Source organism: Nonomuraea sp. ATR24, assembly GCF_041950485.1.
In the GTDB taxonomy this organism is placed as follows: domain Bacteria; phylum Actinomycetota; class Actinomycetes; order Streptosporangiales; family Streptosporangiaceae; genus Nonomuraea; species Nonomuraea ceibae.
Map to the genome: position 1 here is coordinate 313,289 of NZ_JBGNUU010000002.1, position 20,964 is coordinate 334,252.

At 70.1% G+C, this 20,964-nt stretch carries 22 protein-coding genes; 8 read left to right on the plus strand and 14 right to left on the minus strand.

Translation table 11 applies throughout. The annotated features are described in order from the left end of the window. The first annotated feature begins 84 nt into the window (after nucleotides 1–84). Nucleotides 85–1,773, plus strand: a complete 1,689-nt coding sequence (locus ACBI99_RS05330) for a DEDD exonuclease domain-containing protein (protein ID WP_357586485.1) — start codon at nucleotides 85–87, stop codon at nucleotides 1,771–1,773. A 17-nt stretch (nucleotides 1,774–1,790) separates the two neighbouring features. Then, nucleotides 1,791–2,078, plus strand: a complete 288-nt coding sequence (locus tag ACBI99_RS05335; RefSeq protein ID WP_219511155.1) for an Lrp/AsnC family transcriptional regulator — start codon at nucleotides 1,791–1,793, stop codon at nucleotides 2,076–2,078. A gap of 134 nt (nucleotides 2,079–2,212) precedes the next feature. Here ACBI99_RS05335 and ACBI99_RS05340 read toward each other — a convergent pair whose 3' ends face one another. From ACBI99_RS05340 to ACBI99_RS05355, 4 genes are read right to left on the minus strand one after another with little or no spacing between them, the layout of a single operon-like run. Continuing rightward, nucleotides 2,213–3,868 carry a ubiquinol-cytochrome c reductase cytochrome b subunit gene (locus tag ACBI99_RS05340; RefSeq protein ID WP_219511153.1) on the minus strand — a complete coding sequence of 552 codons (1,656 nt, stop codon included), beginning with the start codon at nucleotides 3,866–3,868 and terminating at the stop codon, nucleotides 2,213–2,215. Beyond that, entirely contained in the window at nucleotides 3,865–4,989 is a 1,125-nt protein-coding gene (locus tag ACBI99_RS05345) for a Rieske 2Fe-2S domain-containing protein (RefSeq protein ID WP_357586481.1), read from the minus strand. Before ACBI99_RS05345 ends, ACBI99_RS05340 begins: the two co-directional genes overlap by 4 nt. Further along, nucleotides 4,986–5,801 (minus strand): c-type cytochrome, encoded by an 816-nt coding sequence (locus ACBI99_RS05350; protein WP_219511150.1) that lies wholly within the window; start codon nucleotides 5,799–5,801, stop codon nucleotides 4,986–4,988. Before ACBI99_RS05350 ends, ACBI99_RS05345 begins: the two co-directional genes overlap by 4 nt. 14 nt (nucleotides 5,802–5,815) lie before the next feature. After that, entirely contained in the window at nucleotides 5,816–6,469 is a 654-nt protein-coding gene (locus ACBI99_RS05355; RefSeq protein WP_219511148.1) for a heme-copper oxidase subunit III, read from the minus strand. 196 nt (nucleotides 6,470–6,665) lie between these two features. Between ACBI99_RS05355 and ACBI99_RS05360 the strand changes: the two genes are divergently transcribed. Together ACBI99_RS05360 and trpD are read left to right on the plus strand one after the other, a co-directional pair. Further along, nucleotides 6,666–7,064, plus strand: a complete 399-nt coding sequence (locus ACBI99_RS05360) for a hypothetical protein (protein WP_219511207.1) — start codon at nucleotides 6,666–6,668, stop codon at nucleotides 7,062–7,064. A 9-nt stretch (nucleotides 7,065–7,073) separates the two neighbouring features. After that, nucleotides 7,074–8,120 carry an anthranilate phosphoribosyltransferase gene (trpD, locus tag ACBI99_RS05365; protein WP_357586479.1) on the plus strand — a complete coding sequence of 349 codons (1,047 nt, stop codon included), beginning with the start codon at nucleotides 7,074–7,076 and terminating at the stop codon, nucleotides 8,118–8,120. Nucleotides 8,121–8,213: 93 nt separating this feature from the next. Here trpD and ACBI99_RS05370 read toward each other — a convergent pair whose 3' ends face one another. The 4 genes from ACBI99_RS05370 to ACBI99_RS05385 form a co-directional block, all read right to left on the minus strand. Then, nucleotides 8,214–9,407 carry an Ig-like domain-containing protein gene (locus ACBI99_RS05370; RefSeq protein ID WP_219511143.1) on the minus strand — a complete coding sequence of 398 codons (1,194 nt, stop codon included), beginning with the start codon at nucleotides 9,405–9,407 and terminating at the stop codon, nucleotides 8,214–8,216. A 142-nt stretch (nucleotides 9,408–9,549) separates the two neighbouring features. Continuing rightward, nucleotides 9,550–9,963, minus strand: a complete 414-nt coding sequence (locus tag ACBI99_RS05375) for a cytochrome c oxidase subunit 4 (protein ID WP_219511142.1) — start codon at nucleotides 9,961–9,963, stop codon at nucleotides 9,550–9,552. Continuing rightward, nucleotides 9,963–11,627, minus strand: coding sequence for a cytochrome c oxidase subunit I (gene ctaD, locus ACBI99_RS05380; protein WP_375071778.1), 1,665 nt, complete (start codon nucleotides 11,625–11,627; stop codon nucleotides 9,963–9,965). Before ctaD ends, ACBI99_RS05375 begins: the two co-directional genes overlap by 1 nt. After that, nucleotides 11,624–12,232: a cytochrome c oxidase subunit II gene (locus tag ACBI99_RS05385; protein WP_308126051.1), complete on the minus strand. Its 609-nt coding sequence runs from the start codon at nucleotides 12,230–12,232 to the stop codon at nucleotides 11,624–11,626. The genes ctaD and ACBI99_RS05385 overlap by 4 nt, the downstream gene beginning before the upstream one ends. Nucleotides 12,233–12,606: 374 nt before the next feature. On the opposite strand from ACBI99_RS05385, the gene ACBI99_RS05390 reads away from it, so the two are divergent. From ACBI99_RS05390 to ACBI99_RS05400, 3 genes are read left to right on the plus strand one after another with little or no spacing between them, the layout of a single operon-like run. Beyond that, complete coding sequence (locus tag ACBI99_RS05390) at nucleotides 12,607–13,740, plus strand: cysteine desulfurase family protein (protein WP_219511136.1); 1,134 nt, start codon at nucleotides 12,607–12,609, stop codon at nucleotides 13,738–13,740. Beyond that, complete coding sequence (locus tag ACBI99_RS05395) at nucleotides 13,737–13,982, plus strand: sulfurtransferase TusA family protein (protein ID WP_049566388.1); 246 nt, start codon at nucleotides 13,737–13,739, stop codon at nucleotides 13,980–13,982. The genes ACBI99_RS05390 and ACBI99_RS05395 overlap by 4 nt, the downstream gene beginning before the upstream one ends. 53 nt (nucleotides 13,983–14,035) lie before the next feature. Next, nucleotides 14,036–14,455, plus strand: coding sequence for a CBS domain-containing protein (locus ACBI99_RS05400; RefSeq protein WP_375071779.1), 420 nt, complete (start codon nucleotides 14,036–14,038; stop codon nucleotides 14,453–14,455). Nucleotides 14,456–14,494: 39 nt separating this feature from the next. On the opposite strand, the gene ACBI99_RS05405 is transcribed toward ACBI99_RS05400, so the two are convergent. Both ACBI99_RS05405 and erpA read right to left on the minus strand, forming a co-directional pair. Further along, a complete protein-coding gene (locus tag ACBI99_RS05405) occupies nucleotides 14,495–15,481 on the minus strand; it encodes a PfkB family carbohydrate kinase (RefSeq protein WP_219511133.1) in 987 nt (328 codons plus the stop codon). Nucleotides 15,482–15,806: 325 nt separating this feature from the next. Further along, entirely contained in the window at nucleotides 15,807–16,160 is a 354-nt protein-coding gene (gene erpA / locus ACBI99_RS05410) for an iron-sulfur cluster insertion protein ErpA (protein ID WP_049566397.1), read from the minus strand. 161 nt (nucleotides 16,161–16,321) lie between these two features. Between erpA and nadA the strand changes: the two genes are divergently transcribed. Then, nucleotides 16,322–17,473, plus strand: coding sequence for a quinolinate synthase NadA (gene nadA, locus ACBI99_RS05415; RefSeq protein WP_219520059.1), 1,152 nt, complete (start codon nucleotides 16,322–16,324; stop codon nucleotides 17,471–17,473). Nucleotides 17,474–17,479: 6 nt separating this feature from the next. Here the strand turns inward: nadA and ACBI99_RS05420 are convergent, their stop codons facing one another. From ACBI99_RS05420 to htpX, 4 genes are read right to left on the minus strand one after another with little or no spacing between them, the layout of a single operon-like run. Next, nucleotides 17,480–18,085, minus strand: a complete 606-nt coding sequence (locus ACBI99_RS05420) for an SIMPL domain-containing protein (protein WP_219519630.1) — start codon at nucleotides 18,083–18,085, stop codon at nucleotides 17,480–17,482. A gap of 41 nt (nucleotides 18,086–18,126) precedes the next feature. Beyond that, entirely contained in the window at nucleotides 18,127–19,476 is a 1,350-nt protein-coding gene (locus ACBI99_RS05425) for an alpha/beta fold hydrolase (protein ID WP_375071780.1), read from the minus strand. 25 nt (nucleotides 19,477–19,501) lie between these two features. Beyond that, nucleotides 19,502–20,059, minus strand: coding sequence for a hypothetical protein (locus ACBI99_RS05430; RefSeq protein WP_357586471.1), 558 nt, complete (start codon nucleotides 20,057–20,059; stop codon nucleotides 19,502–19,504). 5 nt (nucleotides 20,060–20,064) lie between these two features. After that, complete coding sequence (htpX, locus tag ACBI99_RS05435; RefSeq protein WP_219519617.1) at nucleotides 20,065–20,964, minus strand: zinc metalloprotease HtpX; 900 nt, start codon at nucleotides 20,962–20,964, stop codon at nucleotides 20,065–20,067.

Genomic DNA, 20,964 nt, shown 5'->3' on the forward strand with positions numbered 1-20,964 from the left:
GAGGGAAGACTAACTAAGGATCAAGCGCAATAGTTATTCGTTCGGATCCGTATCTGTCGGTGCCCGTCTCTATGGTCTTGGTTCGTGGACCCGGTACAAGGCACTCTCGACGAGCTCGGCACCCCGCTGAGCGACGTCACGTTCGTGGTGTTCGACCTCGAGACCACCGGCGGCTCGCCGGCCGAGCACATGATCACCGAGATCGGGGCGGTCAAGGTCCGGGCGGGCGAGGTGCTCGGCGAGTTCTCCACCCTGGTCGATCCCGGCGGGCCGATCCCGCCGTTCATCTCCGTGCTGACCGGCATCACCGACGCCATGGTGGTGGCCGCGCCGCGCATCGAGTCGGTGCTGCCGAGCTTCCTGGAGTTCATCAAGGGCGCCACGCTGGTCGCCCACAACGCGAGCTTCGACACCCGCTTCGTCAAGGCCGCCTGCGCCGCCCACGGCTATCCCCCGCCGGTCAACCCGGTGGTCGACACCGTCGACCTGGCCCGCCGGGTGCTGACCCGCGACGAGACGCCCAACGCCAAGCTGTCCACGCTGGCCCGGTTCTTCCGCAGCGCCACCGAGCCGTGCCACCGCGCCCTCCAGGACGCCAGGGCCACCGTCGACGTGCTCCACGGCCTCATCGAGCGGGCCGGCTCCTTCCAGGTCCACACCCTCGAAGAGCTCAAGTCGTTCGTCCGCGCCCCCACGCCCGAGCAGCAGCGCAAGCGCCACCTGGCCGAGTCGGTGCCGCACGCCCCCGGCGTCTACATGTTCGAGGACGAGCGCGGCGAGGTCCTCTACATCGGCAAGTCCACCAACCTGCGCAACCGCGTGCGCTCCTACTTCACCGCGAGCGAGACCAGGCCGCGCATCCGCGAGATGATCGGCATCGCCGAGCGGGTCCGCCACATCGTCTGCGCCACCGCGCTGGAGGCCGAGGTCAGGGAGCTGCGCCTGATCGGCGGCGCCAAACCGCGCTACAACCGCCGCTCCCGCTTCCCGGAGAAGGTCGTCTGGCTCAAGCTCACCGGCGAGCCGTTCCCGCGCCTGTCGATCGTGCGCGACCTGAAGGACGACGGCGCCTCCTACCTCGGCCCGTTCTCCAGCACCCGGCTCGCCGACGAGGCCCGCATCGCGCTGCACGAGGCGGTGCCGCTGCGCCAGTGCACCCAGCCGATCAGCCTGCGCACCCGGCGCTCGGCCTGCGTGCTGCACGAGATGGGCCGTTGCGGCGCGCCGTGCGAGGGCAAGCAGTCGCAGGCCGACTACGCCGTCCACGTCGAGACCGCGCGCCGGGCCATGACGCTCGACGCCTCGCCGGTCTTCTCCGCCGTCTCGGCCCGGATGGAGCGCCTGTCGGTCGAGCAGCGCTACGAGGAGGCCTCCGTCGACCGCGACCGGCTGGCCGCGTTCGTCCGCGCCGCCGCCCGCATGCAGCGGCTCACCTCGATCACCAGCATCCCCCACCTCGTGGCCGCCAGCCCGGCGTTCGACGGCGGCTGGGAGATGCACGTCGTGCGCTACGGGCGGCTCGCCGCCGCCGCCGTCATGCCGCGCGGCGCCCACCCCAAGCCGTTCGTGGCCTCGCTCACCGCCACCGCCGAGGCGGTCATCCCCGGCCCCGGGCCCGTCCACGCGGCCAGCGCCGAGGAGACCGAGTGCATCCTGCGCTGGCTGGAGTCGCCGGGCGTGCGGCTGGTGGAGGTCGACGGGCAGTGGAGCCTGCCCGCCCACGGCGCCGCCCGCCACAAGGCCCGCATCGACCTGGCCTATCGCGGCCTGTGATTCGATACAGTTGGCACATGGTCACGGCTATCGTTCACATCAACGCCGAGGTCGACCGGATTCCGGAGGTTGCGGCGCAGATCGCCGAGATCGACGGCGTCAGCGAGGTCTACTCCATCACCGGCGACTACGACCTGCTGGCGATGGTCCGCGTGGCGGCCTACGAGCAGATCGCCGAGGTCGTCCCGGGCCGGCTCAACAAGGTCCCCGGCGTGCTCCAGACGGAGACCCACATCGCCTTCCGCGCCTACTCCAAGCACGACCTCGACGCGGCGTTCTCCATCGGCCTGCACGAGGCCGACTGACCCGTCCCGCCCCTCACCTCACCGGAGCCCCCGCCCGCGGCGGGGGCTTTCGCGTTCCCGGAGCCTCCGCGAGCCCCGGGAACGGGACAGGCCCGGACCTCTCGCGAAGTCCGGGCCTGTCCGTCAGCGGTGTGTCAGTGGGTGAGCGACTTGTCCTCGCCCGGGCCCACCGCCGCGTGCTCGTCCTCGTGGCCGTGCTCGTGCCCCTCGTCCAGCGGGATCTTCTCCCCGCCGTACGCCTTGGACATGCGGCCGCGCAGCTTGCCGAGCGGCCCGCGCATGCCCTTGGGCGGGATGCCCGAGGTGTCCTCGTCCACCGGGAGCATCGGGACGGCTTCCTTGCCGCGCATGTGCGCCGCGATGTCCTCCGCCGGAGGGGTGTGGACCTCGATGAACTCGCCGTGCGGCAGACGCTTGATCACACCCGACTCCACACCGTGGCTGATCACCGCGGCGTCGGAACGCTGCAGGCCCAGGCAGATGCGGTAGGTGATGATGTACGCCAGCGCCGGCCCCACGAAGATGAGCGCCCGGCCCACGTACGTGGTCATGTTCAGGTTGATGTGGAAGAACGCCGACAGTTCGTCGTTGGCGCCCAGCAGCCACAGCACGCCGTAGAACACGATGGCGGACATGCCGATCGAGGTGCGGTGCGGGTTGTTGCGCGGACGGTCGGCCACGTGGTGCTCGCGGTGGTCGCCGGTGATCCACCGTTCGAGGAACGGATAGAGCGCCAGGCCCGTCATGACCAGTCCGAGCGGCACCAGGGCCGGGATGATCACGCTGAGCGGCAGCGTGCCCGCCTGGGCCGTGCCGAACAGGTTGATCTCCCACGCCGGCATCAGGCGCAGCGAGCCTTCGAGGAAGCCCATGTACCAGTCAGGCTGCGAACCCGCCGAGATGTCGGCCGGTGTGTACGGGCCGAAGATCCAGATCGGGTTGATCTGCGCGAACGTGCCCAGCCCCGCGACCACGGCCAGCGTGAACAGGAAGTACGCGCCCGCCTTGGCCATGAAGGCCGGGTAGAACGGCGCGCCCACCACGTTCTTGTTGGTGCGGCCCTTGCCGGGCATCTGCGTGTGCTTCTGCACCCACATGAGCACCATGTGGGCGGTGACGAGCGCCAGCAGGATGCCGGGGATGAGCAGGATGTGCAGCGAGTAGAAGCGGGCGATGACGTCCTCGCCCGGGTACTCGCCGCCGAACAGGAAGAACGAGATGTACGTGCCGACCAGCGGCAGCGAGATCGCCACACCCTGGGTGATCCGCAGACCGGCGCCGGAGAGCAGGTCGTCGGGCAGGGAGTAGCCCGTCAGGCCCTCGGCGAGGGCCAGCGTCAGCAGCAGGATGCCGATGATCCAGTTGATCTCGCGCGGCTTGCGGTAGGCGCCGGTGAAGAACACCCGGAGCATGTGCACCATCATGCCCGCGACGAAGAGCAGGGCCGCCCAGTGGTGCATCTGCCTCATGAGCAGTCCACCCCGGACGTCGAAGCTGATGTTCAGCGCCGACGCGTAGGCCTCCGACATCATGACGCCCTTGAGCGGGGCGTACGAACCCTCGTAGATCACGTGTCCCATGCCCGGCTGGAACCAGAACGTCAGGAACGTACCGGTGAGCAGCAGGATGATGAACGCGTAGAGGGCGATCTCCCCCAGCAGGAACGACCAGTGGTCAGGGAAGATCTTGCGCATGTTGCGCTTGAGGAAGTTGGCCCCGCCCAGCCGCTCGTCCAGGACGCTGGATGTGCCGGCGATGGCCTTGGGCACCTTGTTCAGGTCGTCACTCATGCCTGGCCTCCCTTGGCCCGGACAGCGGCCTCGGCGTCGCCACGCTCCCAGAAGCTGGGACCGACCGGCACCGCGAAGTCACCCTGCGCGATGAGGTAGCCCTGGTCGTCGACCGAGATCGGCAGCTGCGGCAGCGGCCGCGCGGCCGGACCGAAGATCACCTTGGCGCCGTCGGCGGCGTCGAAGGTCGACTGGTGACACGGGCACAGGATGTGGTGGGTCGTCTGCTCGTACAGGGCCGCCGGGCAGCCCACGTGCGTGCAGATCTTCGAGTAGGCCACGATCCCGTCGTGCGTCCAGTTCTTGTTGGTGCCCGACTTGATCTCCTCGGGCCGGAACTTGATCAGGATCAGCGTGGCCTTGGCGAGCACGGTCAGGTCGTGCTCGTAGCCCTCGGGCACCACCGACAGGATGCCGCCGGGCGAGTTGAAGTCGGCCGCGCGGATCGGCTGGCCGGTGCCCTCGACGACCAGGCGGAGGTTCTTGCCCTCCTTGGTCTTCTCGCCCCACACCGTGTGGCGCAGCTCGTTGTGGAACTGCGACGCCGGCATGTCGTTGTTGTCCAGGTCGCGCAGCAGGATCAGCGGGATCAGGCCGAGCGGCGCGGCGCCGAGCAGCAGCGTGCGGCGCAGCATCTTGCGCTTGACGAAGCCGCTCTCGTTGGCGCCCTGGAGGAACGTCTCGGCCACGACGGCCCGGTCCTCCTTGGCGGAGACCATGTCGTGGCGGTCCTGGACCAGGGAGTACTTCGGCATGATCTGGCGGACCCAGACCACGATGCCGACCGCCAGGCCCAGCACGGCCAGCGTGAGCGTGCCGCCGAGCGCCAGGTTGGACAGGCCCGTCGCCTCCGGGCTGCCCACCGGGAGGATCACGTAGAAGATGAGGAAGGCGATGCCGGCGGCGAAGGTGATCAGGAAGCAGAGCGACACGATCCTCTCCGCCTTGCGCGCCTTCTGCTCGTCCTGCAGGGTGACGCCGGGAGTCTCGCCGCCGGCCGTCGCGGCGGCGCCGGCCTCGGGCTGGTCGCCGAGCAGCGAGGTGCCCGGCGCGGGGGTGCCGATGACGCGCTTGGGGACGCGCTCGTCCGGCTGCTCGATCTCGTGCTCGTTGTCTGTCATGACTTCTGTCGCTTCTTCGCGGTGATCCAGATCGAGGCGAGGACCAGGGCCAGGATGCCCACGATCCACACGACGAGGCCTTCGGTGACCGGGCCGATGCGCCCGAGGCCGAAACCTCCGGGATCCTTCTGCTCGCGGACCTGGGTGATGTAGGCGATCATGTTGCGCTTCTCTTCGGGCGTGATCGTCGAGTCGTTGAAGACCGGCATCGCCTGGGGACCGGTCACCATGGCCTCGTAGATCTGCTCGGGGGTGGCCTCGTTGAGGTTGGGCGCGTACTTGCCGCGCGTCAGCGCGCCGCCGGCGCCCGCCCAGTTGTGGCACTGGATGCAGTTGGCGCGGAACAGCTCACCGCCCTTGGCCGCGTCGCCGAGCTTGGGGTCGACCTGCTCCTTGCCCGGCACCTGCGGGCCGCCGCCGAGCGACTGCACGTAGGCGGAGATCTGCCGGATCGCGTCCGGGTTCTTCTTCACCCAGTCGGGCAGCGGCTTGCGCGGCACCTGGGCGCCCGGGTCGGAGGCCGGCATGCGGCCGGTGCTCATCTGGAAGTCGACCGCCGCGGCGCCCACGCCGATGAGCGTCGGCCCTGTCGCCGTGCCCTGCGCGTTGAGCCCGTGGCAGCTGGAGCAGTGGGCCTCGAAGAGGCTCTTGCCCTCCGCCACGTCGTCGACCTTGCCCGCCGCGAGTGCCGCGTCAGCGGGCCTGCTCACCTGCACAAACGTGGCATATACCGTCCCGACCAGCGCCAACGCCAGGATCAGGACGGCGTATCTCGCGAGCGGATGCCGCCGCCATGCGGTGATCCTAGTCACAGAGATCCCGTTCCTTACTGAATGATGTAGATGGTCGCGAAAAGGCCGATCCAGACGACGTCCACGAAGTGCCAGTAATAGGACACGACGATCGCACTGGTGGCCTGCTCATGCGTGAAGCGCTTCGCGGCGTACGTACGTCCCAGCATGAACAGGAACGCGATCAGTCCACCGGTCACGTGCAGGCCGTGGAAGCCTGTCGTGAGGTAGAACACCGAGGTGTAGGCGTTGGCGGACAGGGTCGCGCCCTCGCTCGCGAGCTCCATGTACTCGTACAGCTGGCCCGCGATGAAGACGGAGCCCATGAGGAAGCTGACGAAGTACCAGAACCGGAGCTTGCCGACCTGCCCCTTCTCCGCGGCCCACACGCCGAGCTGGCACGTCACACTCGACAGAACCAGGATGATCGTGTTGGCCGTCGCGAACGGGATGTTCAGGTGAGCCGCGTGCTCGCTCGAGGCGCCCTGCTGCAGGAGCGCGGGACCCCACTCGAGACCTTGGCCGAGGCTCACCGACCGGATGGTGAAGTACATCGCGAACAGCGCCGCGAAGAACATGAGCTCAGAGGACAGCCAGACGATCGTCCCGACGCTGACCAGGTTCGGTCGTCGGTACGGCTGGGCTGTCGTCGTCGAAGTTATTGCGGATGCTGTCGCCACGGGCAGCATTATTGCGGCTCCGGTGGTCGGTCCGGCGCACGACCCCCCGTTAGCGGGTACAAACCGGGAGCCAAGCTGGGATAATTGCCACAAAACACCCACAAGAGGTGCCAGCCTGGGCTTCCACACCACACCACCGGTACGATCCCAGGTGACCATACCGCTACGACCGATAGTGAGCGCGACCGTGAGCACCGACGACACGATGAGGGTCCTCGTCTACAGCGACGACGCCGCCACCCGTGAAGAGGTCCGGCAGGCCATCGGACGGCGGCCGGCTGCTGACGTCCCCTTCGTGGAGATCGTGGAGTGCGCCACCGAGCCCAAGGTCCACCAGTGGCTCGCCTCCGGCGAGATCGACGTGGCCGTGCTCGACGGCGAGACCCAGCCCGCCGGCGGCATGGGCGTCGCCCGCCAGGCCAAGGACGAGGTCTACGACTGCCCTCCCATCTGCCTGATCATCGCCAGGCGCGACGACCGCTGGCTGGCCGAATGGTCCAAGGCCGACGCCGTCGTCCCGCAGCCCCTCGAGCCCATCGCGCTCGCCGACGCCGTGGCCGGCCTGATGCGCCGCCGCTCCTCCAGCCGACTCAACGCTAAGTAGGTGCCTACCGTGGACTCGCGGACGACCTGGCCGGCGCTGCTCTCCGCCCTCCTGTCCGGCGAGCACCTCACGGCCGACGAGGCCGCCTGGGCCATGCGGGAGATCATGTCCGGCTCGGCGACGCCCTCGCAGATCGCCGGGTTCGTGATCGCGCTGCGCGCCAAGGGCGAGACCGTGGCCGAGGTGGTCGGGCTGGCCCGCACCATGCTCGACCTCGCCACCCCGCTCCACGTCGAAGGCCCCGTCGTCGACGTCGTCGGCACCGGCGGCGACCGCGCCCACACCGTCAACGTGTCCACCATGGCCGCCATCGTCGCCGCCGCCGCCGGCGCCCGCGTCGTCAAGCACGGCAACCGCGCCGCCTCCTCCTCCTGCGGCGCCGCCGACGTCCTGGAGCACCTCGGCATCCGCCTCGACCTCACCCCCGAGCAGACCGCCCGGGTGGCCGCCGAGGCCGGCATCGCCTTCTGCTTCGCGCCCGTCTACCACCCCGCGCTCCGCTTCGCCGGGCCGACGCGCAAGGAGATCGGCGTCCCCACGGTCTTCAACTTCCTCGGCCCGCTCACCAACCCGGCCCGCCCCTCCGCGCAGGCCATCGGCGTCTACGACGCCAACATGCTGCCGGTCCTGGCCGGCGTCTTCGCCGAGCGCGGCGTGTCCGCCCTGGTCTTCCGCGGCGACGACGGCCTCGACGAGCTCACCATCGCCACCACCTCGACGGTCTGGACGGTCCACGACGGCGCCGCCACCCGGACGACGTTCGACCCGGCGGTCCTCGGCATCCCGCGCGCCGAGGTCGGCGCCCTGCGCGGCGGCGACGTCGCCTTCAACGCCCAGGCGGTGCACGACCTCGTCGGCGGCAAGACCGGGCCGGTGCGCGACGCCGTCCTCCTCAACACCGCCGCCGCCCTCGTGGCCCTCGACGGGCCCGGCGACGACCTCGACTCCGCCATGATCGACGCCTACTCGCGCGCCGTGCAGGCCGTCGACTCCGGGCAGGCCGCCCGGACCCTCGACAACTGGATCGCCGTCAGCAGCGCCTTCCCCGCCCGCTGACCCTCGTCCAGGCCCTCAGGGGGCTCTGCCGCCCTTCAGGGCCTGCGGCGCGCTCGTACGGGCGCGCAAGGGCCCGGGGCCCGGCCGGAGGCGTCAGGAGAAGGCCAGGGTGGGGCCCGCCTTCAGAGAGCTCCACCTGAGCCACTGCTTCCAGCTCTCCTGCCAGTGCCCCCACCCGTTGGTCGGCTCCAGCTTGCGCGGCGACCCGGTGATGACGATGGGGTCGCCGATCAGCGTGTTCTTGATGAACCAGGCCGCGTTGTCCGGGCTGATGTTCACGCAGCCGTGGCTGACGTTGGAGTTGCCCTGGGAGCCCACCGACCAGGGCGCGCTGTGCACGTACTCGCCGCTGTTGGAGATGCGGACGGTGTTGTAGACGGTCATCCGGTAGTAGCCGGGAGAGCCGGGCCCGATGCCGGGCGAGATCATGATGGTGACCGGTTCGCGGGACATGGCCAGGTGGATGCCGGAGGTCGTGTAGTACTTCCACTGGCCACCCTGCCCGGCGCTCATCGGCATCTCGCGGATCTTCTTGCCGTCGCGCCTGACGTGCAGGACGTGCTCGTCGGTGCTGCCCTTGGTGATCTGGGAGCGGCCGATCCTGAAGTCGAGCGCCAGGTCGCGCTTGCCGTACAGGCCGTTGCCGCCCCGTACGCCCGCGAGGTTGGCCTCGACGCGGACGTCGGTGCGGGCGGGCCAGTACTCGCGCGGCCGGAAGTCGACGTGGCGGTCGTCGAACCAGTGCCAGGCCCCCTCGACGGGCTTGGAACTGCGGACGAGCAGGTTGCGCTCGACGGAGACGCGGTCGGTGATCGGCTGGTCGAAGGCGATCATGATGGGCATGCCGACGCCGACGGTGAGGCCGGTGTCGTCCCGGTTCGGGGTGATGCGCTCGATGTCGAACGTCTTGACCGCCTTGACCGTGGAGAACGTGCTCTTCTGCTCGGACTCCTTGCCGTCGGCGTTGGCGACGACGGAGGTGATCGTGTACGTGGTGCCGGGGCGGGCGGTGGCGGTGCTGCGCCAGCGGGTGCGGTCGGCGCTGAGCGTGCCCGGCAGGGCGCCGTCCTTGCCGCGCACGGTGACGCTCTTGAGCGTGCCCGCCTGGGCCGCCACGACGACGGTCTGGTCGGTCGGCACGTTGGCGGCCCTGTCGTGCGGGTACATCGTCACGGTGGCGTCGGGCGCCTTGGCGGCCTTCTCCTCGTCGGCGGCGCTGCTCGTCGAGCAGGCCGTCAGCAGCGCCAGTGCCAGCAGGCCGGCTGTTCGATACGCAACGCGCCCCACGAGTACTCCCCCGTCCGAGTAGAGCAGATTCACCTCCCTTATTACCCTGAGTGATCGAATCACCACATCCGCCCCCCGGTAAAGAACGCCAAAAAGCGGGCGTCCCTCCCGAAAAGGAGGGGCGCCCGCCCGGCGGGGTCGCTCAGTGCGAGAAGTGGCCCCGGTAGTACTGGAAGACGAATCCGATCATCGCCATGATGACCAGGAACACGCCGATGATGAACATCCACAGGCCGATGACGAACCCGGCGAAGGCGAAGGCCGCCGCCAGGCAGACGAACAGCGGCCACCAGCTGCTGGGGCTGAAGAAGCCGATCTCGCCGGCCCCGTCGCTGATGTCGGCCTGCTTGTTGTCCTCCGGCTGGGCGCCGATGCGCTTGGCCGTGAACATCAGGTAGTAGCCGATCATGAACGCGAAGCCGACCGAGATCGCCATCGCGGTGGTGCCGACCGGCTCACCCTGCCCCGTGGCCGCCTTGGTCCAGAACCAGTAGGCGACGTCGACGCCGGCGAAGAACAGGCCGCACAGGAGGAACAGCCAACCCTGGACCTTCATCAGTCCTCAACCTCCTTGGCGGGCTTCGCGGACGTGTGCGGGTACTTCAGGTCGAACGCGGGGCGCTCGGACCGGATGGGCGGCAGCGAGGTGAAGTTGTGCCGCGGCGGCGGGCAGGAGGTCGCCCATTCGAGCGAGCCGCCGTAGCCCCACGGGTCGTCCACGGTGACCTTGGGCGCGGTGCGCCAGGTCTTCCAGACGTTGTAGAAGAACGGCAGCGTCGAGGCGCCCAGCACGAACGCGCCGACCGACGAGATCATGTTCAGGTCGGTGAAGCCGTCAGCCGGGCTGTAGTCGGCGTAGCGGCGCGGGAAGCCGAGCACGCCGAGCCAGTGCTGGATGAGGAACGTGGCGTGGAAGCCGACGAACAGCAGCCAGAACTGGAGCTTGCCGAGCTTGTCGTCGAGCATCTTGCCGGTGAACTTGGGCCACCAGAAGAAGAACCCGGCGAACATCGCGAACACCACGGTGCCGAACACGACGTAGTGGAAGTGCGCCACCACGAAGTACGTGTCGCTGATGTGGAAGTCGAGCGGCGGCGAGGCCAGGATGACGCCCGTCAGGCCGCCCAGCAGGAACGTCACCAGGAAGCCGATGGAGAACAGCATGGGCGACTCGAAGCTGAGATGCCCTCGCCACATCGTGCCGACCCAGTTGAAGAACTTCACGCCCGTCGGCACCGCGATGAGGAACGTCATGAACGAGAAGAACGGGAGGAGCACCTGCCCGGTCGGGAACATGTGGTGCGCCCAGACCGTGATGGAGAGGCCCGCGATGGAGATCGTGGCGCCCACCAGGCTGATGTAGCCGAAGATCGGCTTGCGGCTGAAGACCGGCAGGATCTCGGTCACGATGCCGAAGAACGGCAAGGCGATGATGTAGACCTCTGGATGGCCGAAGAACCAGAACAGGTGCTGCCAGAGCATCGGCCCGCCGTTGTCCGGCGAGAAGATGTGGGTGCCGAACTTGCGGTCGGCCTCCAGGGCGAGCAGCGCGGCGGCCAGCACCGGGAAGGCCATCAGCACGAGCATGCTGGTCAGCAGCACGTTCCAGGTGAAGATCGGCATGCGGAACATGGTCAGGCCGGGCGCCCGCATGCAGATGATCGTGGTGATGAAGTTGACCGAGCCGAGGATGGTGCCCAGGCCGCTCAGCGCCAGACCCATGATCCACAGGTCACCGCCGATGCCCGGCGAGCTGATCGCGTTGGACAGTGGCGTGTAGGCGAACCAGCCGAACGCGGCCGCGCCCTCCGGGGTGAAGAAGCCGGAGACGGCGATGATGCTGCCGAACAGGTAGAGCCAGTAGCTGACCATGTTGAGGCGCGGGAACGCCACGTCGGGCGCGCCGATCTGCAGCGGCATCAGCTCGTTGGCGAAGCCGGCGAACAGCGGCGTCGCGAACATCAGCAGCATGATCGTGCCGTGCATGGTGAACAGCTGGTTGAACTGCTCGTTACTGGTGAACTGCAGCCCCGGCTGCGCCAGCTCGGCCCGCATGACCAGCGCCATGATGCCGCCGATCAGGAAGAACACGAACGAGGTGATCAGGTAGAGGTGTCCGATGATCTTGTGATCGGTGGAGGACAGCCACTTGGCGATCACCTGACCCTTCGTCACGGGCCGGGGGGCACTCGTCACGAGTGGTTCATGGATGGCGGTCACTGGGCACTCCCAGCCTGGTTGGACGCGATGTACGACTTGAACTCATCCTGGCTGACGAGCTTCACCGAGAAGAGCATGCGACTGTGGTCGGCGCCGCACAGCTCGGCGCACCGTCCGGCGTAGACACCGGTCTCCCCCAGCGTCTTGATCTCGAACTTGCGCCCGGGGTTGTCGTCCGGGATGCCGGGGATGATGTCACGCTTGAAGATCATGTTCGGCACCCAGAACGAGTGGATGACGTCATCGGTGAACAGGTCGAACTCGACCGTGGAGTTCACCGGCAGCACGAGCTGCGGGCCCTGCTGGTAGTCGCTGACCGGCATGCCGACCACCGGCTTGCCGGTCTTCCCGTCGACGGTCGTGGTGAAGCGCCAGCTCCACTGGAACGCCTCGACCTTGACCTTGACGTCAGGGTTGCCGGACACCTTGGTGAGCGTGTCGCTGTCGCGCGCGGTGAAGAAGAAGAACACCGACACCATGACGAGCGGGACCAGGGTGTAGAGCATCTCGATCGGCAGGTTGTAACGCACCTGCGGCGGAAGCTCGGCCTTGGCCTTGCGCTTGGTGTGGAAGATGCACGCCCACACGATCAGGGCGATGACCACGGCGCCCGTGGCCAGCGCGGCGATCCACGCCCCGTTCCACAGATTCGTGACGACGTCACCCTGCGTGGTGATGGATTCCGGCAGAAGGCCACGGGACCAATCGGCCTCGGGAACGTCATTTGCACACGCCGTAGCGGAGGCCAGAAGCAACGCCAAAGCGGCGGCGCGCGGCACTCTACGCCGGGCCAACGAACGCCGCGTCGTACGGCGGGTCGGACTCACGGATCGCCTACCCCACAGATGAAGCCCAGGAGTCTTCTCCTGAGCGCTCGTATTTCCAGATGCACAGCTGATTGCAGACACATTAGCGTGCAAGGGCCTCGCCCTTCCGCGCGCCCCCTCGGTGGCGCGCCGCGGATGGGACGATAGGTCTCGTGGCGTACTTTGACGCGGCCTCGACCGAACCGCTTCACCCTCAGGCGCGCGAAGCGCTCCTGGCGGCGATCGACGTCGGCTGGGCCGACCCCGCGAGACTCTATGGCCAGGCCCGCCGTGCCCACCTGCTGCTGGAGCAGGCTCGCACGGAGGTGGCCGAGGCGCTGGGCGCGCGCCCCGACGAGGTGTCGTTCACCTCGTCCGGCACGCAGGCCGTGCATCTCGGCGTGCTCGGCACAATACAGGGCAGACGCCGAGTCGGCCGACATCTGGTGACCAGTGCCGTCGAACACTCCAGCGTCCTGCACGCCGCCGCGCTGCACGAGCGCGACGGCGGCACGGTCGAGACGGTGGGCGTGGATCTGATGGGCCGGGTCGACCTGGCGGCCTTCACCGAGGCCGTGGCCAGGCCGGACACCGCGCTGGCCTGCCTGCAGACGGCCAACCACGAGGTCGGCACGCTCCAGCCGGTGGCCGAGGCCGCCGCGGCGTGCCGGCGCAACGGGGTGCCGCTGCTGGTCGACGCGGCCCAGACGGCGGGCCGGATGCCGGTGCCGCCGGGCTGGTCGGTGCTGACGGCCAGCGCCCACAAGTGGGGCGGGCCGCCCGGGGTGGGCGTGCTGGCCGTGCGCAAGGGCACCCGGTTCCGCTCCTTCGTGCCGGAGGACGAGCGCGAGCGCCGCCGGGTGCCCGGGTTCGAGAACGTGCCGGGCATCGTGGCCGCCGCCGCGGCGCTGCGCGCGATGGCGGCCGAGGCGTCGCGGGAGCGCTCCAGGCTGTCGGCCCTGGTCGACAAGATCCGCGAGACCGTGCCCAAGGTCGTGCCGGACGTGGAGGTGATCGGCGACCCGGTCGAGCGGGCGCCGCACATCGTCACGTTCTCCTGCCTGTACGTCGACGGCGAGGCGCTGCTGGCGGAGCTGGACAAGGCCGGGTTCGCCGTGTCGTCCGGCAGTTCGTGCACCGCTAGTACGCTTCGTCCATCGCACGTCCTGGAAGCGATGGGCGTGCTGACGCACGGGAATGTCCGGGTGTCACTGCCCAGGGGCGCTTCGGCGGCCGAGGTCGACAGGTTCCTCGCCGTGCTGCCCGAGCTGGTGAGCCGGATCCGCCACGACGCAGGAGTCTCATGACCGAGGCCACTCAGCCGGCATTGACGATCGACGCGCTCGGGAAGAAGTGCCCGATCCCGATCATCATGCTCGCCGAGCAGATCAACCACATCCCGCTCAACGCGGTGGTGGCCGTGCTGGCCGACGACCCCGCCGCGTTCACCGACGTGCCCGCGTGGTGCCGGCTCAAGTCGCACCGCCACGTGGGCTCGTACGAGCTTCCGCAGGGGGGCTGGGCGATTCACGTACGGCGTAACTACTGACGCCCGAACTGGGTAGGGCCCCCGGAAAGCACCGATATCCGGGGGAAAGAGACATGACCGATCAGACTGCTCGCGACCTCATGAATCCGGGCGCGGAGTGCATCCAGGCTCACGAGACGCTCGACCGCGCCTCGCAGATGATGCGTGACATGGGGGTCGGGGCGCTGCCGGTGTGCACCGACGACCGCGTGAGCGGCATCATCACCGACCGCGACATCGTCATCAAGTGCGTGGCGGCGGGCCACGACCCCGCCAAGGTGCGGGCCGGTGACCTGGCGACCGGGCTGGTGTGGGTGGCCGCCGACGCCACCGTGGAAGAGGCGCTGGCGCGCATGGAGGAGCACCAGATCAAGCGGCTGCCGGTGATGCACGACAACCGCATCGTCGGCATGATCACCGAGGCCGACCTGGCCAGGCGCCTGCCCGACGACCAGCTCGCCGAGTTCGTGCACCGCGTCTACGCGCGGTCCTGAGCGGCCCCGCCGCCGGGCGGGGCCTGCCCGGGCCCGGGATCAGGGGTGGTAGCAGCGGATGTGCGGGGCGATCTCGGCGGCCGCCTCGGCGCCGTAGGCGGAGCTGAAGCGCTCCATGAACGCCCGCTGCCCCAGCTCGTACTCCTGGCCGCCGACGCGCTCCAGCACGTGCGTGGCGGTCAGGTTGCCGATCTGGCCGCACCGCTCCAGGGACAGGTCCCAGGCCAGGCCCGCGAGGAAGCCGGCCCGGAAGGCGTCGCCGACGCCGGTCGGGTCGGCCTTTCCGCGCTCGGGGGCGGGGGCGACGGCGATGGACGGCTCGCCCTTGCGGTCGATGACGGCGCCCTTGGGCCCGAGCGTGGTGACGCGGACGCCGACGCGGTCGAGGATCTCCTCGTCGCTCCAGCCGGTCTTCTGCTCGATGAGGCCCTTCTCGTAGTCGTTGGAGAAGAGGTAGGCGGCCCCGTCGACGAGCTGGCGGATCTGCTCGTCCTCCATGCGGGCGAGCTGCTGGGAGATGTCGGCGGCGAACGGGATACCGCGGTGGCGGCACTCGTCGGTGTGGCGCAGCATGCCGTCGGGGTCGTTGGGGCCGACGAGCACCAGGTCGAGCCCGCCCACCCGGTCGGCGACCGGCTGCAGCTCGATGAGCCGCGCCTCGGCCATCGCCCCGGTGTAGAAGGAGGCGATCTGGTTGTGGTGCTTGTCGGTGGTGCACAGGAATCGCGCGGTGTGCTGGGTCTCGGAGACGTGCACCGAGTCGCAGTCGACGCCGTGGCGCTCCAGCCAGGACCGGTAGTCGGCGAAGTCGTTGCCGACGGCGCCCACGAGATAGGGCTTCAGGCCGAGACAGGCCATGCCGAAGGCGATGTTGGCGGCGCATCCTCCGCGCCGGATCTGCAGATCGTCGACCAGGAACGACAGTGACACCCGGTCGAGTTGCTCGGCGATGAGCTGATCGCCGAAGCTGCCGGGGAACGTCATCAGGTGGTCTGTGGCGATGGAGCCGGTGACGGCGATGCGCACGGGATTCTTCTTCCTCGTTGTCAGCAGGCCATGGACATCCTCCCCCTCCGGGAGCGAGGGGGGTCCTCACGGTCGCCCGTGAAGGTTCCTGCTTCACCGCCGGTCGCCCTCCTGAGAGGACTCTCGTCAGGGTCGTGCGCCGGATCCGCAGGCGTTTCAGCTCTCCGCCGGCCCGGCGGCGAGGTGGTGCCGATGTTCGTCCGGTGGCTCGGTTGCGGCCACCGCCCGGACACCCTACCGAACCGTGCGGCCCCCTGGGGCCCGGCCAAGGGCACGCGAAGGCCCCGTACGCACCAGGGCGGACGGGGCCTGCGGGCGCACCCGACTAGTTGAAGGAGTCGCCGCAGGCGCAGGAGCCCGTGGCGTTCGGGTTGTCGATGGTGAAGCCCTGCTTCTCGATCGTGTCGACGAAGTCGATGGAGGCGCCCATCAGGTAGGGGGCGCTCATCCGGTCGGTGACGACGCTGACGCCACCGAAGTCCGTCACGACGTCGCCGTCCATCGAACGGTCGTCGAAGAAGAGCTGGTAGCGCAGGCCGGAACAGCCGCCCGGCTGCACGGCCACGCGCAGCTGCAGGCCCTCCTCGCCCTGCTGCTCGAGCAGGCTCTTGACCTTGGCGGCGGCCGCGTCGGTCAGGATCAGGCCCTGCGTCGTGGTCTCGCTGCTCTCAACCGTCATCTGCTGACTCCCTAACCCGGCTGTCTGTTCCGACGTCTACTGATGACGCTACCAACACCTGCCGGGTGCTACACATTCCCTCCCCCACCGGACCCCGGAATATATGCCCCCATACCGTGTGTCATAGTTAGTCGTCAGTTAGACGATAAGGGGGTACGGCCATGGCCACCCAGACTGGGCTGCCACTCTTCGTCCTCGGCCGGGGCGCCGATCCGCACAGCGAGACGGGGGTGGACTGTCCGGGCGAGCTGCCGCCCGCCTCCGACCCGCACCTGGTGGAACGGGCGCGCAAGGCCAAGCAGGCGCTCGGCGACCGGCTCTTCGTGCTCGGCCACCACTACCAGCGCGACGAGGTCATCCAGTTCGCCGACGTGACCGGCGACTCCTTCAAGCTGGCGCAGCAGGCCGCCGCCCGGCCCGAGGCCGAGTACATCGTGTTCTGCGGCGTGCACTTCATGGCCGAGTCGGCCGACATCCTGACCACCGGCTCCCAGCGGGTGGTGCTGCCGGACCTCGCGGCGGGCTGCTCGATGGCCGACATGGCCACCTTCGACCAGGTCGAGGAGTGCTGGGAGGCGCTGGAGGACGCGGGCCTGGCCGACCAGGTCGTGCCCGTCACGTACATGAACTCCAGCGCCGACATCAAGGCCTTCTGCGGTCGCAACGGCGGCGTGGTGTGCACCTCGTCCAACGCCAGGCGTGCCCTGGACTGGGCCTTCGAGCAGGGCTCCAAGGTGCTGTTCCTGCCCGACCAGCACCTGGGCCGCAACACGGCGGTGCTGGAGATGGGCATGTCGCTCGACGACTGCGCCGTGTGGAACCCGCACCGCCCCAACGGCGGCCTCACCCCCGAGCAGCTCGAGCGGGCGCGCATGCTCCTGTGGAAGGGCCACTGCTCGGTCCACGGCCGCTTCACGGCCGAGTCGGTCGACGACGTACGCGAGCGCGTCCCGGGCGTGAACGTGCTGGTGCACCCCGAGTGCCGGCACGAGGTGGTGCTCAAGGCCGACCACGTGGGCTCGACCGAGCACATCATCAAGACGCTGGCCGCCGCCCCCGCCGGGTCGAGCTGGGCCGTGGGCACCGAGCTCAACCTGGTCAAGCGGCTGGCCCAGATGTTCCCGGACAAGAACGTCTCGTTCCTGGACCGGACCGTCTGCTACTGCTCGACGATGAACCGCATCGACCTGCCCCACCTGGTGTGGGCGCTGGAGTCGCTGGCGCTGGGCGAGGTCGTCAACCAGATCACGGTCGACGCCGACACCGCCCACTGGGCGCGCGTCGCCCTGGACCGGATGCTCGCCCTGGCCTAGCCCCGGCTAGGACGCCTGGTCGCCGAAGGCGTGCACCACCCGCACAGTGACGGTCAGGCCCTGCTGCCCGGGGCTGACCGAGCCCTGCTCGGCGGCCGCGGCCAGCCGCATCGGCTGCGGCCCCCGCTCCACCTCCTCGCTCACCGCGACGACCCCGCCCAGGGGTCGTCCGGCGAGCTCGGCGTACTGGGCGGCCTTGGCCCGGGCGTCGGCGAACGCCGCCGCCCTGGCCTCCCTGAGCACGGCGGCCGGGTCGGAGACCTCGAAGACCACGCCGTGCAGCCTGGCCTCCTCGCCCACCCGGGCGACGGTGTCGATGACCTCGTCGGCCCGGGACAGGTCGCGGATCACGGCCTCGACGCCCTGGGCCGCCCGGTAGGCCGACACCTTCGGGTACGCCTCGTACTCCGGGCCGAGCGACAGCTCGGTGGTGCGCAGGTCGCGCTCGGCGATCCCGGCCTGCCGCAGCGCCTCGGCGAGCCTGCTCGCGGCGGCCCTGGCCCCGGCGAAGGACTCGGCGGCCGTCTGCCGGCGCACCTCGACCCCGGCCTGCAGCCGCATGACGTCCGGCACGGCCGCGACCGTGCCCTCTCCGACGACGGTGATGTCCACCCTTGCCCCTTTCCCGAGGGCCATGCCGACCACACTAGCCTTCAGACGGCGTCGGCGATCGCGGGCAGCACGTTCAGGTGCACGCGCAGCCGCGTGACGGGCAGCCGGACGAGCCTGCCGTTCAGCTCCTCCACCAGCCTGGCGCCACGGGCGCGCCCGCTGACGAGCACGGTCACCGGCACGTCGGGGAAGGCGTGCTCGGCGCGGATGAGACGCAGGTCGGCGGCCATGTCGCGGCGCGCCAGCCACTCCCCCACGGCGGCGGCGAGCACCCGGCCCTGGCTGTAGAGGCCGTGGGCGTCGGCGGTCCCGCAGAGCAGCCGGTGGAGCGCCGGGCCGGTGAGGCGGGCCAGCGCCGCCGCGCCCCAGGTGCCGCCCAGCGCGGGCAGCCAGCGGCCGAGCGCCCTGCCGGGCGAGGACGTGCCCCGCCGGCCCCGGGGCGCCGCCGCAGGGTCGACGAGGACGAGCGCCGACACGCGCAGCGGGTGCAGCCGGGCGAACGCCTCGGCGTGCCAGGCGGCGGCCCGGTGCGCGACGACCGTGACCCGTTCGGGGTGCTCGGGGGCCAGCGCCGCCAGCCGTGCCGCCTCGCCGTGCAGCGTGGGCGGCACCGGGGAGGCGGGGCTGAGCCCCAGCCCCGGCCGGTCGAACCTGATCACCGTACGGGTGCGGGCCAGCTCCCTGGCGACGCCGTCCCAGTGGCACCAGGCCGCCGAGGGGCCCCCGGCGATCAGCACGGCCGGTCCCCGGCCCTGGCGGACCACGTGCGGCAGGGCGGGCGCCGGGACGGGCACGTCCGCGACGAGCAGCCGCAGCGCCGCGTACACCAGCCAGGCGGCCACGACGAGGAGCTGAAAGCGCTGCGCCAGCCCGGCCAGGTGCCCGGCGGCCAGGGCGGCGGCGGTGACGAGCGTGGAGGCGACGGTCAGGCCGGTGAGGACCCAGGCGGGCCAGGTGCGCCAGCGGGCGGCCAGGAGCGCCATCGCGGCCGGCGCGGCGACGGCCGCGAGCAGGCCGGTCACGACGTGCGCGTGGTGGGCCGGCGTCAGCGGGCCGCGCCCGCACGCCGGGGAGCTCAGCGCGGCGCAGTCGAGCGGGAACAGCCCCCCGGCGGTCGTCAGCGCGCCGAACGCGGCCAGCGCCAGCCAGCCGGGCCACTCACGGCCGGCCCTCGGCATCAGCGCCACCCCGGCCAGGCAGGCCAGCCCCGCCAGCGCGTCGCTGGTGCGGAACAGGCGCGTCCACGGCTGGTCGCGGGCCGCCAGCTCGCTCACGTAGCCGTGCGCGCGGTCGACCGCCGGCGTGGTGAACTGGCCGGTGATCCACGCGGAGTACAGCACGGCGGTCACGATGAACGCGGAAGCCGCGAGCACGTACAATCTTCGCTCCACGTGATGATTACATCACCGAGCGCACTCAAAGGCCCGGAGCGCCCCAGACCGGGAACCAGCGGCCGAGGTCCTCCTCCAGCGGCAGCTCCCCCGCCAGCGCGCCTCTGACCTGCAGCTCGAGCGCGTTGTCGCGGCGGTCGCCGTCCAGCGGGGCGAACGGGTAGAAGGTGCCGCGCTTGTAGAGGTAGACGACGGCCAGCCTCCTGCCGTCGGGGCCGGCGAACGACACCAGCGAGCACAGCAGCGACGGGCCGAACCCGGCCGACTCCAGCGACGAGTTGACCGCGTGCAGCTCGGTGACCAGGTCGCCGAGCAGGTCGGGCGCGCGCCGCACCAGCAGCCAGGTGTAGCCGTAGCCGTCGTCGGACTCCTCGACCCGGCCGCCGAGCAGCGCCTTGACGTCCTGTTCGAGCCGGGCGAACGCGCCGCCCTCAGCCGCGCGGAAGGCCACCGAGCCGCGCCCGGTGGGCGCCAGCCCCGTGGCCGCCTGCAGCGTCACGGCCGCCGACGGCAGCGCGAACAGCGCGTCCAGGTCGGGCTTGGCCGGCTTGGAACGGCCCAGGATCGCATCGAGCCAGCCCATCGTCGTCAGCCCCTCCCGAGCTGCGCGGAGATCCGCGCGAGCTGCTCCAGCCGCCGCTCCAGCGGCGGATGCGTGGAGAACAGGTTGGCCAGCGTCTCCCCCTTGGCGAGCGCCGGGGCGAAGTAGAAGGCGTTGAACGGCTCGGCCTCGCGCAGGTCGCGGGTCGGGATCCTGGCCATCTCGCCGGACACCTTGGTCAGCGCGCTGGCCAGCGCCGACGGCTGCTGCGTGAGCAGGGCGCCGGCCCGGTCGGCCGACAGCTCACGGTAGCGCGACAGGGCACGGGTGAGGACGAAGCTGATCGCGTACACGAGAACCGAGACCAGCATGACGATCAGGCCGATGGGAAGGCCGCCCTGGCCGTTCTGGCGGCGGCCGCCGAGGCCCGTGTAGAGGGCGACGCGCGTCATGAGCCCGGCGACGATGCCGAGGAACGAGGCGATCGTCATCACCGCCACATCGCGGTGCGCGACGTGGGACAGCTCGTGGGCCAGCACGCCCTCCAGCTCGCGCGGCTCCAGGCGGCGCAGGATGCCGGTCGTCACGCACACGACCGCCTTCTTCTGGTTACGGCCGGTGGCGAAGGCGTTGGGCACGTCCGACTGGGCGACGGCGACGCGCGGCTTGGGCATGTCGGCCAGCGCGCACAGCCGGTCGATCAGGCCGTGGAGCTCGGGGGCCTCCTGGGGCGAGACCTCCCGCCCGTGCATCGCGTAAAGGGCGATGCGGTCGGACAGGAAGTACTGCGCGAGCAGCAGGACCCCCGCGATCACCAGCACGGTCAGCGCCCGCACGCCCAAGGCGACGAGGACGCCGACGAACACCACGTAGAGCAGGCCGAGCAGGAACATCGTCACGACCATGCGGCGGGTCAGGCCGCGGTCGGCCGCGAACCGGGTGCGCAC

Excerpts from the sequence above, each read along its gene's own strand:
- ACBI99_RS05395 (WP_049566388.1), top strand. The coding sequence starts at position 13,737 with ATGACCGAGGCCACTCAGCCGGCATTGACGATCGACGCGCTCGGGAAG.
- ACBI99_RS05340 (WP_219511153.1), bottom strand. The coding sequence starts at position 3,868 with ATGAGTGACGACCTGAACAAGGTGCCCAAGGCCATCGCCGGCACATCC.
- ACBI99_RS05430 (WP_357586471.1), bottom strand. The coding sequence starts at position 20,059 with ATGGGCTGGCTCGATGCGATCCTGGGCCGTTCCAAGCCGGCCAAGCCC.
- ACBI99_RS05355 (WP_219511148.1), bottom strand. The coding sequence starts at position 6,469 with ATGCTGCCCGTGGCGACAGCATCCGCAATAACTTCGACGACGACAGCC.
- ACBI99_RS05345 (WP_357586481.1), bottom strand. The coding sequence starts at position 4,989 with ATGACAGACAACGAGCACGAGATCGAGCAGCCGGACGAGCGCGTCCCC.
- ACBI99_RS05400 (WP_375071779.1), top strand. The coding sequence starts at position 14,036 with ATGACCGATCAGACTGCTCGCGACCTCATGAATCCGGGCGCGGAGTGC.
- ACBI99_RS05360 (WP_219511207.1), top strand. The coding sequence starts at position 6,666 with ATGAGGGTCCTCGTCTACAGCGACGACGCCGCCACCCGTGAAGAGGTC.
- nadA (WP_219520059.1), top strand. The coding sequence starts at position 16,322 with ATGGCCACCCAGACTGGGCTGCCACTCTTCGTCCTCGGCCGGGGCGCC.
- erpA (WP_049566397.1), bottom strand. The coding sequence starts at position 16,160 with ATGACGGTTGAGAGCAGCGAGACCACGACGCAGGGCCTGATCCTGACC.
- ACBI99_RS05375 (WP_219511142.1), bottom strand. The coding sequence starts at position 9,963 with ATGAAGGTCCAGGGTTGGCTGTTCCTCCTGTGCGGCCTGTTCTTCGCC.
- ACBI99_RS05335 (WP_219511155.1), top strand. The coding sequence starts at position 1,791 with ATGGTCACGGCTATCGTTCACATCAACGCCGAGGTCGACCGGATTCCG.